Origin of the sequence: Delftia sp. Cs1-4 (assembly GCF_000214395.1) — a bacterium.
In the GTDB taxonomy this organism is placed as follows: Bacteria; Pseudomonadota; Gammaproteobacteria; order Burkholderiales; family Burkholderiaceae_C; genus Comamonas; species Comamonas acidovorans.
On the sequence record NC_015563.1, the window covers coordinates 6,179,872 to 6,196,436 of the forward strand.

Sequence of the window (16,565 nt, forward strand, 5' to 3'; positions counted from 1 at the left end):
CACCTCAGTTCTTGAAGGGGAAACGGAAAGCGGCGAGCAGTGCCTTGCACTCATCGTCGGTCCGAGCTGTCGTCGTGATGCTGATGTTCAGACCACGCAGAGCGTCCACCTTGTCGTACTCGATTTCGGGGAAGATGATCTGTTCCTTGACGCCGACGTTGTAGTTGCCGCGACCGTCGAAAGAACGGCCGGAGATACCACGGAAGTCACGCACGCGGGGCAGAGCCACGGTGACGAAACGGTCCAGGAATTCATACATCTGAACGCCACGCAGGGTCACCATGCAGCCAATGGCCTGGCCTTCACGGATCTTGAAGCCGGCGATAGCCTTCTTGGCCTTGGTCACCACGGGCTTCTGACCAGCAATCTTGGTCAGGTCAGCCACGGCGTTGTCCATCACCTTCTTGTCGGCCACGGCTTCGCTCACACCCATGTTCAGGGTGATCTTGGTCAGACGGGGCACTTCCATGGAGGAGGTGTAGCCGAACTTTTCCTTGAGTTCAGCCGCGATCTTTTCGCGATACAGTTTTTGCAGTCGTGCCATGTGTTACCCCTTAGGCCGCCTTGATTTCGGCGCCGCTGGACTTGAACACGCGAACGCGTGTGCCGTCGGCCTGCACCTTGATGCCCACGCGATCAGCCTTGCCGGTCGCTGCATTGAAGATGGCCACGTTGGATTGGTGGATAGGCATGGCCTTTTCCACGATACCGCCGGTGGTGCCCTTCATGGGGTTCGGCTTGACGTGCTTCTTCACCATGTTGATGCCATCGATCAACAGGTGGGAGTCGTCCTTGCGAGCCGAGACCACGCCTTGCTTGCCCTTGTCACGGCCGGTCAGCACGATGATTTGGTCGCCCTTGCGAATCTTGTTCATGGTGCTTCCTTTAGAGAACTTCAGGTGCCAGGGACACGATCTTCATGAACTTTTCGTTGCGCAGTTCACGAGTCACGGGGCCAAAGATGCGGGTGCCGATAGGCTCCAGCTTGGCGTTCAGCAGAACGGCGGCGTTGCCGTCGAACTTGACGAGCGAGCCATCAGCACGGCGAATACCCTTCGCCGTACGCACCACGACCGCGCTGTAGACCTCGCCTTTTTTGACGCGTCCACGCGGTGCAGCTTCCTTGATGGTCACCTTGATGATGTCACCAACACTCGCATAGCGACGATGAGAACCGCCCAGCACTTTGATGCACTGAACAGACTTCGCGCCGGTGTTGTCGGCAACCTCTAACCGAGATTCTGTTTGGATCATTTCAATATTCCCAACTTGCTCCAGCAAACACTCGACAGCCCCAGAGTCTTCTCAAGGGCCGCGAGCAGCCAGTCAGTCTTGGGCCCGTCGTCCACGCCGAAAACCATTTCTCGGCGCTTCCACTGGGCAGATAACTTCACGATTTTCACGTGAAGCATGGGATTGTCCCAGAAATTCCGTTGCGCGTCAAACCCTTAGCCGCCTTTTCCACCCCTGGCCGGCAGCGTTGCGCAACCCCCACAAGAGCGCTATCAACCCAGGAGCAAGCTGGACCTGCTGATGGCCGCACCCCATCGGAAACACCCATAAAAAAGCCGAGCCTGGCGGGCTCGGCAAAGGGTGGCAGACTCAACGCAATCGTCTGCTGCGGGCTGGCCGCGCGTGCTACGGCGGCGCAGACATCGCAGCGGCTTGGGGCCACCGCGTTGGGCTCGGGCACGGCCCTGGCCCTGCGGAAAACGGACTTTCAAGCGCTTTCTTCATCATTCCCCCTCCCTCGTCAGCCTTGTGCTGGCTGCTGTTCGCTGGCACCGTTACGAGATGCCATGGGCAGCATTCTGATTCATAAAAACAATCAAAGATAGATATCCATCAATTTTGACAATCTTTCCTTGACTTGCATCTGCCTCCAAAAGCAAAACGCCCTGCAGTGCAGGGCGTTTTGCTTGAGAGGGGCTTCAGCCGCGATCAGGCCGGCAGGTACTGGGCCGCCAGCGGCATGAAGTCCGCCAGGCCGGCGTCCTGCCCCAGCTCCTCCTGGAGGATGGCTGCCACGCGCGGCGCCACCTCGGCGGCCTTGCGCGCATCGAGGAACAGCAGGCGGCTGCGGCGCGCCAGCACGTCTTCCACGGTGCGCGCGTATTCGAAGCGCGCGGCAAAGCGCACCATGGCTTCGTTCAGGCCGTCTGCCAGCCATTCGTCGTTGCCCGGCAACGCCTCCACCGCCGAGGCTTCCGTGCCATAGGAGTGCAGGCCCTGGACCTGGTTCATGCGGTGGTGCACGGCGGACTCGGCCGGAGCACCGGCCAGCGGCAGGCGGGCCGTGACGCCGCCGGGGCGGTGCGGCAGGCGGCCGATGGCAAAGCACTCGGAGAGCACGTCTTCGGCCATGGCGCGGTAGGTGGTCCATTTGCCGCCCGTGACGGTGACCAAGCCGGTGCGGCTGGACATGACCGTGTGCTCGCGGCTGATCTTCTTGGTGTTCTCGCCGTCGTCGTCCTGGGGCTTGACCAGCGGGCGCAGGCCGACCCACATGCTGCGCACGTCGGCCAGCGTGGGCTGGCGCGTGAGGTAGCGTCCGGCCTCGGTGAGGATGAAGTCCAGCTCCTCGGGGAACGGCAGGGGCTCGCGTGCCAGGTCATTGCGCGGGGTGTCGGTGGTGCCCAGGATGACCTTGCCCAGCCAGGGCACGGCAAAGAGCACGCGGCCATCGGCCGTCTTCGGCACGAGCAGGGCGTGATCGCTGGGCAGGAAGTCGCGGTCCACCACCACGTGCACGCCCTGGCTGGGCGCGACCATGGGCTTGACGGGACGGCCCTGGGCCTCGGCATCCTGCTGGCGGAACAGGTCCACCCAGGGGCCGGTGGCGTTGACCACGCACTTGGCGCGCAGCGTGAAGCGCCGGCCCGATTCCGTGTCTTCGCAGACCAGGCCGGCGACCTTGCCGCCTTCATGCAGCAGCTCAAGCGCGGGGCAGTAGTTGACCAGCAGCGCGCCCTTGGCAGCGGCCGTGCGTGCCAGCGCCAGCGCCAGGCGGGCATCGTCGAACTGGCCGTCCCAGTATTTGACGCCGCCCTTGAGGCCTTGCTGGCGCACGGTGGGCAAACACTTGACGGTGCTGGAGCGCGAGAGGAACTCCGTAGCGCCCAGGCCCGCCTTGCCGGCCAGCGCGTCATACATCTTGAGGCCGATGCCGTAGAACGGCGTGTCCAGCAGCTTGTAGGACGGCATGACAAAGGCCAGTGGCTGCGCCAGGTGGGGCGCGTTGTGCAGCAGCGTGGTGCGCTCGTGCAGCGCTTCGCGCACCAGGGCGATGTTGCCCTGGGCCAGGTAGCGCACGCCACCATGGACCAGTTTGGTGGCACGCGAGGACGTGCCCTTGGCGAAGTCATGCGACTCCACCAGCACGACCTTGAAGCCGCGCGCCGCCGCGTCCAGGGCCACGCCCAGGCCGGTGGCACCGCCGCCGATGATGGCCAGATCGTAGGTTTCAGGCTGGGCCAGGCGTTCCAGCAGGGCGGCGCGGCCAGTGGGCAGAGGGGAAGCAGCGAGGGACATGGATCTTCGACGAAGGAATGGGGGGCAAGTTAACAGGGCGCCATGTAGCCGCCATGTCAGCACCCGGGACGCCACGCCTGCGCCCAATGCGAAGGGGACGGAATCGGGTTTTCCGCTATTTTCGCTCGTTTTTGTATTTTTTTCTTCGCTATCTTTCGTTTCGTGTTTTGGCGACCCAGGACGCCCAACGATGGACTTTGGTGCCAGCGCAGGGTATTGCGCCCAAAGCCGACGCGGCCCAACTCAGGGACGCCGAGCAAGAGCCGCCTCGCGGCGAGGGCGTCGTCCCCCTCCCTTGCGAAGCAAGTAGAGAGGGGGAAGGCGCGCAAGCGCCTCAGGGGGTGCTAACGCACCTTGCCGTTTTTCCAGGCATTGAGCAGCGTGTCATACGCAATCGTCTCGCCCTTGGGCTTTTCATTGGCCAGCTTCTTCCACGGCGCCTGCTTGTCGCTGAGCCACTTGGCCGGGTCGCCCTTGGGGTTGAGCTTGGGCGCGCAGTGCGCCATGCCGGCACGCTGCAGGCGGGACATGACCTGGTCCATTTCCTCGGCCAGGTTGTCCATGGCGCCCTGGGGCGTCTTCTCGCCGGTGACGGCCTGGGCCACGTTCTTCCACCACAGCTGGGCCAGCTTGGGGTAGTCGGGCACGTTGTTGCCGGTGGGCGTCCAGGCCACGCGGGCGGGGCTGCGGTAGAACTCGACCAGGCCGCCGAGCTTGGGCGCCATGTCCGTCATGGCCTTGGAGCGGATGTCGCTTTCGCGGATGGGCGTCAGGCCGACGATGGTCTTCTTGAGGCTGGTGGTCTTGGCGGTGACGAACTGCGCGTAGAGCCAGGCGGCGGCCGTGCGGTTGGCGTCATGGTCCTTGAAGAAGGTCCAGCTGCCCACGTCCTGGTAGCCGTTTTGCATGCCGTCCTTCCAGTACGGGCCGTTGGGGCCGGGCGCCATGCGCCATTTGGGCGTGCCGTCGGCATTGACCACGGGCAGGCCGGGCTTGGTCATGTCGGCCGTGAAGGCGGTGTACCAGAAGATCTGCTGCGCGATATGGCCCTGGGCCGGCACGGGGCCGGACTCGCCGAAGGTCATGCCCATGGCTTCCTTGGGCGCGTATTTCTTCATCCAGTCCACGTACTTGGTGAGCGCGAACACGGCGGCCGGCGAGTTGGTGGCGCCCCCGCGCGAGACCGATGCGCCCACGGGCGTGCACTTGTCGTCGGCCACGCGGATGCCCCATTCATCGACGGGCATGCCGTTGGGAATGCCCTTGTCGGCCGCGCCGGCCATGGACAGCCAGGCATCGGTGAAGCGCCAGCCCAGCGACGGGTCCTTCTTGCCGTAGTCCATGTGGCCGTAGATGGGCTTGCCGTCGATCTGCTTGACGTCGTTGGTGAAGAACTCGGCGATGTCCTCGTAGGCGCTCCAGTTCAGCGGCACGCCCAGCTCGTAGCCGTACTTGGCCTTGAACTTGTCCTTGAGGTCCTTGCGCTCGAAGAGGTCGGCGCGGAACCAGTAGAGGTTGGCGAACTGCTGGTCGGGCAGCTGGTAGAGCTTGCCGTCGGGCGCGGTGGTGAAGCTGGTGCCGATGAAGTCCTTGATGTCCAGGCCCGGATTGGTGAAGTCCTTGCCGGCGCCGGCCATGTAGTCGGTCAGGCTCATGATGCGGCCGTAGCGGTAGTGCGTGCCGATCAGGTCGGAGTCGGAGATCCAGCCGTCATAGATGGACTTGCCCGACTGCATCGAGGTCTGCAGCTTCTCGACCACGTCGCCTTCCTGGATCAGGTCGTGCTTGACGGTGATGCCCGTGATCTCGGTGAAGGCCTTGGCCAGCGTCTTGCTCTCGTACTCGTGCGTGGTGATGGTCTCGGAGACCACGGCGATCTCCTTGACGCCGTTGGCCTGCAGCTTCTTGGCCGCCTCGATGAACCACTTCATCTCGGCCATCTGCTGGTCCTTGGACAGCGTGCTGGGCTGGAACTCCGCGTCGATCCACTTCTTGGCTTCCGCCTCTCCGGCCCAGGACGCCTGCCCCGCCGCCAGCAGGGCCGCCGCGAGGGCGATGGTATGAAGTCGTTGTTTCATCTGCCGTCTCCTAGATTCTTGCTGTCTCCCCGACATGCACATGCACCAGCGGGCCCCGGGGGAGCTTCGGACCCGGCTGTTGAGAAAAGCTTCAAATATTCATGGCACTGCGAATAGAGCAGGCATGTCCCAAGCGAGGGACAGCGAGCAAGGGCCGCCCCGCAGCGAGGCTGTCGTGCCCCTCCCGCGAAGCGAGAGAGGGGGAAGGCGCGCAGCGACTCAGGGGGTGCTTCATTTCAGCCTTTGCGCATCACGACGGCCAGCACGAGCATGGACAGCACCAGGCTGATCCACACCGAAGGCTCGGCCTCCAGCGAGAACCACTGCACCATCCTCTCGCCCAGGCCCACCCAGGCCAGATTGACATAGGCCGCCAGCAGCAACCCGATGAACAGCCGGTCCCCGCGCGTCGTCGCCATCGGCAGCCAGCCCTTGCGCATCAAGGTCGGGCTGCGCAACTCCCACAGCGTCATGCCCACCAGCATCAGCACGATGCAACTGAAGAACACCGCCACCGGCAGCGTCCAGGCCATCCAGGAAAACATTGACGAGTCCTTTCAGAAATCCAGCATCAATACCGCAGCTTCTCGAAACCGGCAGAGCCCAGCCCAGGGACACCGAGGAAGGGCCTACGCCGGCCGCGCCGCCCCGCCCCGAAGGTGTCGTCCCCCTCCCCCGCGGAAGCGGGTAGAGAGGGGGAAGCGGCGTAAGCCGCTCAGGGGGTGCCTCACACCCTCCCCATGGCGAACCCCTTGGCGATGTAATGCCGCACAAACCAGATCACGATGGCGCCCGGCACGATGGTCAGCACGCCGGCCGCCGCCAGCGTCGCCCAGTCCATGCCCGAGGCCGAGACGGTGCGCGTCATGGTCGCCACGATGGGCTTGGCGTTCACGCTGGTCAGCGTGCGCGCCAGCAGCAGCTCCACCCAGCTGAACATGAAACAGAAGAAGGCCGCCACGCCCACGCCGGCCTTGATCAGCGGCAGGAAGATGGTGAGGAAAAAGCGCGGGAAGGAGTAGCCGTCGATATAGGCCGTCTCGTCGATCTCGCGCGGGATGCCGCTCATGAAGCCCTCCAGGATCCAGACGGCCAGCGGCACGTTGAACAGCAGGTGGGCCAGGGCCACGGCGATGTGCGTGTCCATCAGGCCCACCGTGGTGTAGAGCTGGAAGAAGGGCAGCAGGAAGACGGCCGGCGGCGTCATGCGGTTGGTCAGCAGCCAGAAGAACACATGCTTGTCGCCCAGGAACTGGTAGCGCGAGAACGCATAGGCCGCCGGCAGCGCCACCGTGAGCGAAATCACGGTGTTGATGGCCACGTAGATCAGGCTGTTGATGTAGCCCGAGTACCAGGAGGCGTCGGTGAAGATGGTTTGGTAGTTGGCCCAGGTGAAATGCTGGGGCCACAGCGAGAAGCTCGACAGGATCTCCTCGTTGGTCTTGAAGCTCATGTTGACCATCCAGTAGATGGGCAGCACGGCGAACAGCAGGTAGGCGACGAGGAACAGCGTGCGCTTGTGGAAACGGCGGTCTTCAGTCATGTCCGGCCTCCCGCAGGGCCGCCCCAAGGGAGGCCGAGCCCCCTCGGGGGGCAGTGAACGAAGGGAGCGTGGTGATCATTCTTTTGCCCCTTCCTTGTCTGCCGTGCCCACGCGCTGCATCCAGTTGTAGAGGATGAAGCACAGCAGCAGGATGATGAGGAAATAGATCAGCGAGAAGGCCGCCGCCGGCCCCAGGTCGAACTGGCCCACGGCCTTTTGCGTCAGGTACTGCGACAGGAAGGTGGTCGCATTGCCGGGCCCGCCGCCCGTGAGCACGAAGGGCTCGGTGTAGATCATGAAGCTGTCCATGAAGCGCAGCAGCACGGCGATCATCAGCACGCCGCGCATCTTGGGCAGCTGGATGTAGCGGAACACCGCGAACTTGCTGGCGCCGTCGATGCGCGCGGCCTGGTAGTAGGCGTCGGGAATGGAGCGCAGGCCCGCGTAGCACAGCAGGGCCACCAGCGGCGTCCAGTGCCAGACATCCATGACCAGCACGGTGAGCCAGGCATGGGTGGCATTGCCCGTGTAGTTGTAGTCCACGCCCAGCGCGTTGAGCGCCGCGCCCAGCAGTCCGATATCGGCGCGGCCGTAGATCTGCCAGATGGTGCCGACCACGTTCCACGGAATCAGCAGCGACAGCGAGACCACGACCAGCACGGCCGAGGCCTTCCAGCCCTGGGCCGGCATGGACAGGGCCAGGGCGATGCCCAGCGGGATCTCCACCAGCAGCACGGCCAGCGAAAAGCCGATCTGGCGCAGCAGGGCCGAGTGCAGTTCCTCGTCGCGCATGACCTGGGCAAACCATTCCGTGCCCACGAACACGCGCCGGTCGGGACTGATGATGTCCTGCACCGAGTAGTTCACCACCGTCATCAGCGGGATGATGGCCGAGAAGGCCACGCAGATGATGACCGGCAGGATCAGCAGCCAGGCCTTCTGGTTGACGGGCTTGACGGTCTGGCTCATGCCTGCAGCTCCTCGTTGACGTAGTAGCAGGTGTGGGGGCCCTGCAATTGCACCCATACCGTTTCACCCACGGCGGGCAGGAAGGCATCGGCACCGCAGCGCAGCTTGAGCAGCCGCTCGCCCAGGCGCGCCACCAGCAGCTGGTGCGTGCCCACGTCCTGCACGCGCTCCACCGTGCAGGCCACGGCGCCAGGCGCGTCGGCCGAGGCCAGTGCCAGGTACTCGGGGCGTATGCCCAGGCTCAGGGACAGGCCGGGCGCCACGCTGGCCAGTGCGGCGGGCAGGGACAGGTACTGGCCCTCGGCCAGCAGCCGGCCGCCGTCCTGCTGCAGCGGCACGAAGTTCATGCCCGGCGAGCCGATGAAGTGGCCGACGAAGGCGTGGCTGGGCCGCTCGAAAAGCTGGGCGGGCGTGCCCACCTGCACGGCGCGCCCACGCGTCATGACCACGACCTGATCGGCAAAGGTCAGGGCCTCCACCTGGTCGTGCGTCACATAGATCAGCGTGAGCCGCAGTTCATGGTGGATCTGCTTGAGCTTGCGGCGCAGCTGCCACTTGAGCTGGGGGTCGATCACCGTGAGCGGCTCGTCGAACAGCACGGCCGACACATCGGGCCGCACCAGGCCCCGGCCCAGCGAGATCTTCTGCTTGGCATCGGCCGACAGGCCGGCCGCGCGCTGGTCGAGCTGGCCGCTCATCTCCAGCATCTCGGCGATCTGGCCGACCCGCGCGCGGATGCGCTCCTCGGGCATGCGGCGGTTCTTCAGCGGAAAGGCCAGGTTCTCCGCCACGGTCATGGTGTCGTAGATCACCGGGAACTGGAACACCTGGGCGATGTTGCGTTCCTGGGGCGTGGCGCGCGTCATGTCGCGGCCGTCGAACAGCACCTTGCCCTGCGAGGGGACCAGCAGGCCCGACATGATGTTGAGCATGGTGGTCTTGCCGCAGCCCGAGGGGCCGAGCAGCGCATAGGCGCCACCGTCCTCGAAGACCATGCTCAGCGGCAGCAGCGCGTAGTCGCTGTCCTGCTGCGGGTTCGGCTTGTAGGAGTGGGCCAGATCAAGTTCTATGCGGGCCATCTCATCGTCCTCCCGGCCGCGCCGGCGCCAGCACAAGCGCGCCGTCCGTGCCGAACACGTAGGCATGGGCCGGATCCAGGTGCAGCGTGACCGCGCTGCCCAGGTCCAGGTGGTGCACGCCCGTGACCTGGGCCACCAACTCGCCCCAGGGCGTGGTGGCATGCACGAAGGTGTCGGAGCCCGAAATCTCGGCCAGTTCCACCACGCCCTGCAGTGCCAGATCGCCGGGCCGTGACTGCAGGCGCAGGGCGCTGGCGCGCAGACCCAGGGTCAGGGTCAGTTGGCCGGACACGGCCAGGTCCGCAGGCAGCGCCACGGGCAGCCGCGCGCCGCCCGGCAGTTGCAGCCCGCCCTCCACGGCACTGGCCGCGATCAGGTTCATGGGCGGATCACTGAAGGCGCGCGCCACGCGCAGCGAATTGGGCTGATGGAAGACCTCGGCCGTGGGGCCGTACTGCAGCAGTTCGCCCTCATGCAGCACCGCCGTGTAGCCACCCAGCAGCAGGGCCTCGCCGGGCTCGGTGGTGGCATAGACCACGGTGGAGTCGCCTGTGGCGAACAGTTGGGTCAGTTCCTCGCGCAGTTCCTCGCGCAGCTTGTAGTCGAGGTTGACCAGGGGCTCGTCCAGCAGCATCAGCGGAGCGCCCTTGGCCAGGGCGCGCGCCAGCGCCACGCGCTGCTGCTGGCCGCCCGACAGCTCGGCCGGGTAGCGGTCCAGGAACATCTCGATGTGCAGCCGCTCGGCCAGGGCGCGCACGCGCTGCGCCACGTCGCGGTCGCCGCGCAGCTTGAGCGGCGAGGCGATGTTGTCCGCCACCGTGAGCGAGGGATAGTTGATGAATTGCTGGTAGACCATGGCCACGTTGCGCTCGCGCACGGGCATGCCGGTCACATCGACGCCATCGGCGCGCACACGGCCTTCGGTGGGCACGTCCAGGCCGGCCATGATGCGCATCAGGCTGGTCTTGCCGGCCTGCGTGGCACCCAGCAGCACGGTCACCGCGCCGCTTTCCAGTTCAAGGTGCATGGGGTGCAGCCAGGTCTGGCCGCCCACGCGTTTGCTGATTCTCTCCAACACCAGTTCCACGACCGCCCTCACTGACGAGGCCGCCTCGGGGGGCAGCGATTGAACAAGGAGAAACATCTCGCTCAAGGCGGCGATTGCGCGCCATCCGAAAGCAAGAACGTGATCATTTTTGTTCTTTCCAGATCGCAGCCCATCAACACATACCCTAGGTGCTGTTCTTTTTTCTTCGTTTTAAAGTTCCCCAACCCACGGCCGGCCAGGGGCAAATGCGCTATAAACCGGTCGCCCCGCCTTGTTTGCCTGAGAACGCACCAGATCTGGAATCGCCGCCGTGAACACCAATCCCCGACAACTACAGCTGCTCGACGAAGTGCGCAGCCGCCAGTCCACTTCGGTGGAGCAGCTGGCCGAGATCCTGGGCGTGACCCTGCAGACCGTGCGCCGCGACATACAGAAGCTGGCCGATGCCGGCCTGATGGTGCGCTTTCACGGCGGCGTGCGCGTGCCCAGCGCCACGGTGGAGAACCTGGGCCACACCCAGCGCCAGGTGCTGCATGCCGAAGGCAAGTCGCGCATTGCGCGCGCCGTGGCCGACGCCATTCCCAACGGCTGCTCGCTGATCCTGAACATCGGCACCACCACCGAGGCCGTGGCCCAGGCCCTGCTCAAGCACCGGGGCCTGCGCGTGATCACCAACAACCTCAACGTGGCGGCCATCCTCAGCTCCAACGCGGACTGCGAAGTCATCGTGGCCGGCGGCGTGGTGCGCACGCGCGACCGGGGCATCGTGGGCGAGGCGGCCGTGGACTTCATCCGCCAGTTCAAGGTGGATATCGCCCTGATCGGCATCTCGGCCATCGAGCCCGATGGCAGCCTGCGCGACTTCGACATGCGCGAGGTCAAGGTGGCCCAGACCATCATTGCCCAGTCGCGCGAGGTCTGGCTGGCCGCCGACCACAGCAAGTTCCACCGCCAGGCCATGGTGGAGCTGGCACGCCTGGACCAGATCGACCGCCTGTTCACCGATACCGCGCCCCCCGCCCCGTTCGATGCCCTTCTGCGCGAAGCAGAAGTGCAATGCGTGGTGGCGCAATAAGTTTTCCGCAGCCGCTGCGCCACCGCCCGCACAGGACACGCGCACCGGCCCTGCTTTTCCTGGATACCGCACCATGACCTATCTGCTTGCCCTGGACCAGGGCACCTCCAGCTCGCGCAGCATCGTCTTCGACACCCAGGGCCGCATCGTGGCCTCGGCCCAGCTGGAGCTGCCGCAGATCTATCCCCGGCCCGGCTGGGTCGAACACGATCCGCGCGAGATCTGGCGCACCCAGTTGGCCACGGCGCGCGAGGCCCTGACCAAGGCCGGGCTGGCGGCTGCCGACATCCGCGCCCTGGGCATCACCAACCAGCGCGAGACCACCGTGGTCTGGAACCGCGCCACGGGCCAGCCCATACACCACGCCATCGTCTGGCAGGACCGCCGCGCCGAGCCGCTGTGCGCCCAGCTGCGCGAGGCCGGACATGCCGACACCATCCAGCGCAAGACCGGCCTGCTGATCGACGCCTATTTCTCGGGCACCAAGCTGCGCTGGATTCTGGACAACGTCAACGGCGCGCGCGCCGCCGCCGAGCGCGGCGAACTGGCCTTCGGCACCGTGGACAGCTGGCTGATCTGGCAGCTCACGGGCGGACGCCGCCATGTGACCGATGTCTCCAACGCCAGCCGCACCATGCTGTTCAACGTCCACACCAACCAGTGGGACGACGATCTGCTGGCGCTGCTGGAGATTCCGCGCGCGCTGATGCCCGAGGTGCTGCCTTCCGCCGCCGATTTCGGCCGCACGGCAGCCGAGGTGCTGGGCGGCGAGATCGCCATTGGCGGTGTGGCCGGCGACCAGCAAAGCGCCCTCTTCGGCCAGGCCTGCTTTTCGGCCGGCATGGCCAAGAACACCTATGGCACGGGCTGCTTCATGCTCATGCACACGGGCGGCGTGTTCCAGACCTCCGCCAACGGCCTGCTGACCACCGCTGCGGCACAGCCCACCGCTGCGCCGGCCTATGCGCTGGAAGGCAGCGTCTTCGTGGGCGGCGCCGTGGTCCAGTGGCTGCGCGACGGGCTGCGCGCCATCGAGCACAGCGGCCAGGTGCAGCAACTGGCCGAGAGCGTGCCCGACTCGGGCGGCGTGATGATGGTGCCAGCCTTCACGGGCCTGGGCGCCCCCTACTGGAAGCCCGATGCGCGCGGCACCATCACGGGCCTGACGCGCGGCACCACCATTGCCCACATCGCGCGGGCCGCGCTTGAATCCATTGCCTTCCAGAGCGCCGCCCTGCTGCTGGCCATGAGCCGCGACGCGGTGGCCAGCGGCGGCGCGCCGGTGAGCGAACTGCGCGTGGACGGCGGCGCCTGCGTCAACAACCTGCTCATGCAGTTCCAGGCCGACCTGCTGGGCATTCCCGTCGTGCGCCCGGCCTGCGTGGAGACCACGGCCCTGGGCGCTGCCTACCTGGCAGGCCTGTCCTCGGGCGTGTACCAGAGCACCGAGGAACTGTCGGCGCTGTGGAAGGCCGAGCGCCGCTTCGTGCCCACGCTGGACAAGCACCGCGCCGACGAGCTGATGGCGCGCTGGGAGCATGCGGTGGCCCAGACCGCGCTGGCGGCCTGACAACGGGCTCACGGCCTTGTTCAAGGCGGCCAGCCTGGTGCTTGCGGGCCTGCTGCTGGCCGGCTGCGCCGCGCCGCCCCAGGCCCTGCCGGCCCCGCAGCCCACGGCATGCGCGCGCCTGCAATGGCTGGGCAGCACCACGATTGCGCGCGAGGAGCCCATCCATGGCGCCACCACCGGCGGCATCTCGGGACTGGACTACGACGCCCGGCACGGCGACTACGTGGCCATCAGCGATGACCGCTCGGCGCGCGGCCCCGCGCGCTGGATGCGCCTGCGCATAGAGCCGCTGGACGCCGGCCAGCGCGCCGGCCCCAACCCCTGGCAGGCGCAGGTCACCGAAGTGCATCCGCTGCTGGATGCCGAGGGCCGCTGGCTGCGCCCGCGCCATGCCGCGCCCGCCACCCAGCCCGTGCCCGACCCCGAAGCCATCCGCCTGCTGCCGGACGGCGGCCTGTTGTGGACCGATGAAGGCGACCCGGGCCGGGGCTTTGGCACCTCGCTGGTGAGGACCGACGCCACGGGCCGCCAGATCGCGCGGTGGTTCTACGCATTCAAGGACGAGGACGGCAGGCCGGGCCTGCGCTCGAACTTCGGCTTCGAGGGGCTGGCCGTGACGCCGGACGGCCAACAGGCCTGGCTGGCCCTGGAGGCGCCGCTGCGCCAGGACGGCCCGCGCGCCAGCGCCGCCACGGCAGGCGCGCCCGTGCGCATCAGCCTGGTCAGCCTGGACGACGGCCAGCTGCTGCGCCAGATCGCCTACCAGCCCGATGCCGTGCCGGCCGCCAGCTGGGCCCTGCCCCAGCGCGAGGTCAACGGCATCAGCGAAATCCTGCCGGACGGTCCCGACCATCTGCTGGTACTGGAGCGCTCCTACAGCCCGGGCCACGGCTTTGGCGCGCGGCTGTACCGCATCGGCCTGGAGGCACCTGACACGCTGGCCCTGGCCAGCTTCGCGCAAACGCCGCCACAGGTGGCGGTCAAGCAATTGGTGGCCGATCTGTCCACCGTGCAGCCCGGCCGGCTGGACAACATGGAAGCCATGTCCTGGGGCCCGCCGCTGCCCGATGGCACGCGCGTGCTGGTGTTCGCCAGCGACGACAACTTCAATCCGGCGCAGGCCAATCAGATCCTGATCACCGCCTACCGGCCCTCGCCGCCCTGCGCACCCTGAAGGCGCTTCAGGGCGTGGCCTGCACCTGCTCCTTCGGCAGGTAGATGCGCGTCAGCCCGCGCGCAATGGCCTCCACGATCTGCTCGCGCCGCAGGCCGATGTGCTCGGCCATCAGGCGTTCGCTGGCGTGGGCGTCGCGCGCGCGCAGGGCCCGCAGGATCTCGAGGTGCTCGCGCTGGGTGGAGTCCCGGCCCACGCTCTCCATGTCGATCCAGCGGATGAAGCGGATGCGCTCGTTCAGGCTCGCCAGCATGCGCCGCAGCTCGGCGTTGCCGGCCATGTCGGCAATGCGCAGGTGGAATCCCTCGTCCAGGTCCACCAGTTGCCGGATCGGCGTATCGGAGGCCACGCGCTGGCTCTGCTCCAGGTAGGCCAGGGCCTCGTCGAGCTGGGCATCGGTGGCGCGCTCCACGGCCAAGCGCACGCATTCGCGCTCCACGGCCACGCGGGCCTCGTACAGGTCCAGCGACTCCTTCACGTCCAGCTCGCGCCGCATGTAGCCGCGGCTGGCCGGCAGCAAAAAGCCATCGGCCACCAGCCGCGTCAGTGCCTCGCGCACGGGCGTGCGGCTCACGCCCAGGCGCAGCGCCAGTTCGCTCTCGCTCAGGCGCTCGCCCGGCTTGAATTCGTAGGAGATGGCCATGTCACGCAGCGTGCTGTAGACGCTGGAGCCCCGTTCATGGCGGATGTTGGAGATTTTCATGGCGCCATTGTGCCCTTTGGCGCTGTGCATTCTTTTAAGTATACTGAAATGAATTCTTAAAAATCCCGTCACCCAACCTGCCTGGAGACTCCCGACATGACCACCGCTTTCAATGGCGCCGACGCCATGGTCCGCATGCTGCAGCTCAATGGCGTCAAGCACATCTTCGGCCTGTGCGGCGACACCAGCCTGCCCTTCTACGACGCCATGGCGCGGCTGGACCACGGCATGGACCACATCCTCACGCGGGACGAGCGCAGCGCCGGCTACATGGCCGACGCCTATGCGCGCGTCACCGGCAAGGTGGGCGTGTGCGAAGGCCCCAGCGGCGGCGGCGCCACCTACCTGCTGCCCGGCCTGGCCGAGGCCAACGAGTCCTCAGTGCCCGTGCTGGGCATCACCTCGGACGTTTCCGTGGGTGCGCGTGGCAAGTTCCCGCTGACCGAACTGGACCAGCAGGCGCTGTACAGGCCCCTGACCAAGTGGAATACCACCATCGACCGCGTGGACCAGATTCCGCACGCCGTGCGCAGCGCCTTTCGCGCCATGACCACGGGCCGGCCCGGCGCCACCCATATCTGCCTGCCCTATGACGTGCAAAAGCACACGCTGGATCCGGCCGATGTCTGGGCCCAGCTAGGACATGACCACTATCCGGCCTACCGGTCCGCCCCCGATCCGGCGGCCGTGGCCGAGGCTGCCGACCGCCTGGTGGCGGCACGCTGCCCCGTGCTGATCTGCGGCGGCGGCGTGCTGATCGCGGGCGCCAGCGCCGCACTGGATGCGCTGGCCACCCTGCTCAATGCGCCCGTGTGCTCCAGCGTCAGCGGCCAGGGCAGCCTGGCGGGCAGCCATCCGCTCAATGCCGGCGTGGTGGGCACCAATGGCGGCGTCGAGGCCACGCGCGCCGTGGTGGCGCAGGCGGACCTGGTGATGTTCATCGGCGCCCGGGCCGGCTCCACCACCACCGAGCACTGGCAGATGCCCTCGCGTAAGGTGACCATCGTCCATCTGGACGTGGACGCCATGACCATAGGCACCAACTACCGCACCGACGTGGCCCTGGTGGGCGACGCCCTGCTGGGCCTGCAGGCGCTGCACGCGGCCGTGCAGCAGCGCATCGCCCGCCGCCCCGCTGATGCCGCGGACGGCGCCGCGCTGGCGGCCACCGCGCGCGCCGCCAAGCAGGCCTTCTTCGCGCCACTGGCGGCCTCGCTGGAGCGCCCCATCAAGCCCGAGCGCGTGGTGGACACGCTCAACCGCCTGCTGCCCGCGCGCGCCATCGTGGTGGCCGACCCCGGCACGCCCTGCCCCTACTTCACGGCCTATTTCGACGCACCCCAGGCCGGCCGGCACTTCATCACCAACCGCGCGCACGGGGCGCTGGGCTTTGCCATGTCCGCCGGCTTTGGCGCAGCCATCGGCCAGCCCGATTTCGTGGTGGTCGCGGTCATGGGCGACGGCAGCTTCGGCTTCACCTGCGGCGAGCTGGAAACCATCGTGCGCCGCAACGTGCCGCTGAAGATGATCGTGTTCTCCAACAGCGTGTTCGGCTGGATCAAGGCCAGCCAGAAGTCCGGCTACGATGAACGCTACTTTTCAGTCGACTTCAACCGCACCCACCATGCCCGCGTGGCCGAGGCCTTCGGCGTCAAGGCCTGGCAGGTGCATGACCCGGCAGATCTCGAAGCCGCGCTCAAGGCCGCGCTGATGCACGACGGCCCGGCGCTGGTGGATGTGATCTCGCAAGAGCTCCAGGACACGGCCGTGCCGGTGAGCCAGTGGATGGGTTGAC

15 protein-coding genes are annotated in these 16,565 nt (G+C 66.7%); 4 read left to right on the plus strand and 11 right to left on the minus strand.

The annotated features are described in order from the left end of the window. Window positions 1-4: 4 nt before the first annotated feature. From rplE to DELCS14_RS27175, 10 genes are all read right to left on the minus strand, one after another. Entirely contained in the window at window positions 5-544 is a 540-nt protein-coding gene (rplE, locus tag DELCS14_RS27130) for a 50S ribosomal protein L5 (RefSeq protein ID WP_012202966.1), read from the minus strand. A 10-nt stretch (window positions 545-554) separates the two neighbouring features. Beyond that, window positions 555-875, minus strand: a complete 321-nt coding sequence (rplX, locus tag DELCS14_RS27135; protein WP_012202965.1) for a 50S ribosomal protein L24 — start codon at window positions 873-875, stop codon at window positions 555-557. Between the two features lie 10 nt (window positions 876-885). Next, entirely contained in the window at window positions 886-1,254 is a 369-nt protein-coding gene (gene rplN / locus DELCS14_RS27140; protein ID WP_012202964.1) for a 50S ribosomal protein L14, read from the minus strand. A 687-nt stretch (window positions 1,255-1,941) separates the two neighbouring features. Continuing rightward, a complete protein-coding gene (locus DELCS14_RS27145; RefSeq protein WP_012202963.1) occupies window positions 1,942-3,531 on the minus strand; it encodes a glycerol-3-phosphate dehydrogenase/oxidase in 1,590 nt (529 codons plus the stop codon). A gap of 344 nt (window positions 3,532-3,875) precedes the next feature. Beyond that, window positions 3,876-5,609, minus strand: coding sequence for an ABC transporter substrate-binding protein (locus DELCS14_RS27150; RefSeq protein ID WP_013804446.1), 1,734 nt, complete (start codon window positions 5,607-5,609; stop codon window positions 3,876-3,878). A 236-nt stretch (window positions 5,610-5,845) separates the two neighbouring features. Beyond that, window positions 5,846-6,154: a DUF2160 domain-containing protein gene (locus tag DELCS14_RS27155; protein ID WP_013804447.1), complete on the minus strand. Its 309-nt coding sequence runs from the start codon at window positions 6,152-6,154 to the stop codon at window positions 5,846-5,848. Between the two features lie 182 nt (window positions 6,155-6,336). After that, window positions 6,337-7,152 (minus strand): carbohydrate ABC transporter permease, encoded by an 816-nt coding sequence (locus DELCS14_RS27160; protein ID WP_013804448.1) that lies wholly within the window; start codon window positions 7,150-7,152, stop codon window positions 6,337-6,339. Between the two features lie 75 nt (window positions 7,153-7,227). Then, window positions 7,228-8,121, minus strand: a complete 894-nt coding sequence (locus DELCS14_RS27165; RefSeq protein ID WP_013804449.1) for a sugar ABC transporter permease — start codon at window positions 8,119-8,121, stop codon at window positions 7,228-7,230. Then, window positions 8,118-9,200 (minus strand): ABC transporter ATP-binding protein, encoded by a 1,083-nt coding sequence (locus DELCS14_RS27170; RefSeq protein ID WP_013804450.1) that lies wholly within the window; start codon window positions 9,198-9,200, stop codon window positions 8,118-8,120. The genes DELCS14_RS27165 and DELCS14_RS27170 overlap by 4 nt, the downstream gene beginning before the upstream one ends. A 1-nt stretch (window position 9,201) precedes the next feature. Beyond that, window positions 9,202-10,287, minus strand: coding sequence for an ABC transporter ATP-binding protein (locus DELCS14_RS27175; protein WP_043796484.1), 1,086 nt, complete (start codon window positions 10,285-10,287; stop codon window positions 9,202-9,204). Between the two features lie 271 nt (window positions 10,288-10,558). Here DELCS14_RS27175 and DELCS14_RS27180 point away from each other — a divergent pair, with 271 nt between their 5' ends. From DELCS14_RS27180 to DELCS14_RS27190, 3 genes are all read left to right on the plus strand, one after another. Next, window positions 10,559-11,323, plus strand: a complete 765-nt coding sequence (locus DELCS14_RS27180; RefSeq protein WP_013804452.1) for a DeoR/GlpR family DNA-binding transcription regulator — start codon at window positions 10,559-10,561, stop codon at window positions 11,321-11,323. Window positions 11,324-11,396: 73 nt separating this feature from the next. After that, a complete protein-coding gene (gene glpK, locus DELCS14_RS27185; protein ID WP_013804453.1) occupies window positions 11,397-12,893 on the plus strand; it encodes a glycerol kinase GlpK in 1,497 nt (498 codons plus the stop codon). Beyond that, the gene (locus tag DELCS14_RS27190) at window positions 12,862-14,067 is read left to right on the plus strand and encodes an esterase-like activity of phytase family protein (protein ID WP_013804454.1); all 1,206 of its coding nucleotides are present in this window, start codon (window positions 12,862-12,864) and stop codon (window positions 14,065-14,067) included. The genes glpK and DELCS14_RS27190 overlap by 32 nt, the downstream gene beginning before the upstream one ends. Window positions 14,068-14,074: 7 nt before the next feature. Here DELCS14_RS27190 and DELCS14_RS27195 read toward each other — a convergent pair whose 3' ends face one another. Then, window positions 14,075-14,770: a GntR family transcriptional regulator gene (locus DELCS14_RS27195; protein WP_043796492.1), complete on the minus strand. Its 696-nt coding sequence runs from the start codon at window positions 14,768-14,770 to the stop codon at window positions 14,075-14,077. Between the two features lie 96 nt (window positions 14,771-14,866). On the opposite strand from DELCS14_RS27195, the gene DELCS14_RS27200 reads away from it, so the two are divergent. Next, the gene (locus DELCS14_RS27200) at window positions 14,867-16,564 is read left to right on the plus strand and encodes a thiamine pyrophosphate-binding protein (RefSeq protein WP_013804456.1); all 1,698 of its coding nucleotides are present in this window, start codon (window positions 14,867-14,869) and stop codon (window positions 16,562-16,564) included. Window position 16,565 lies beyond the last annotated feature (1 nt).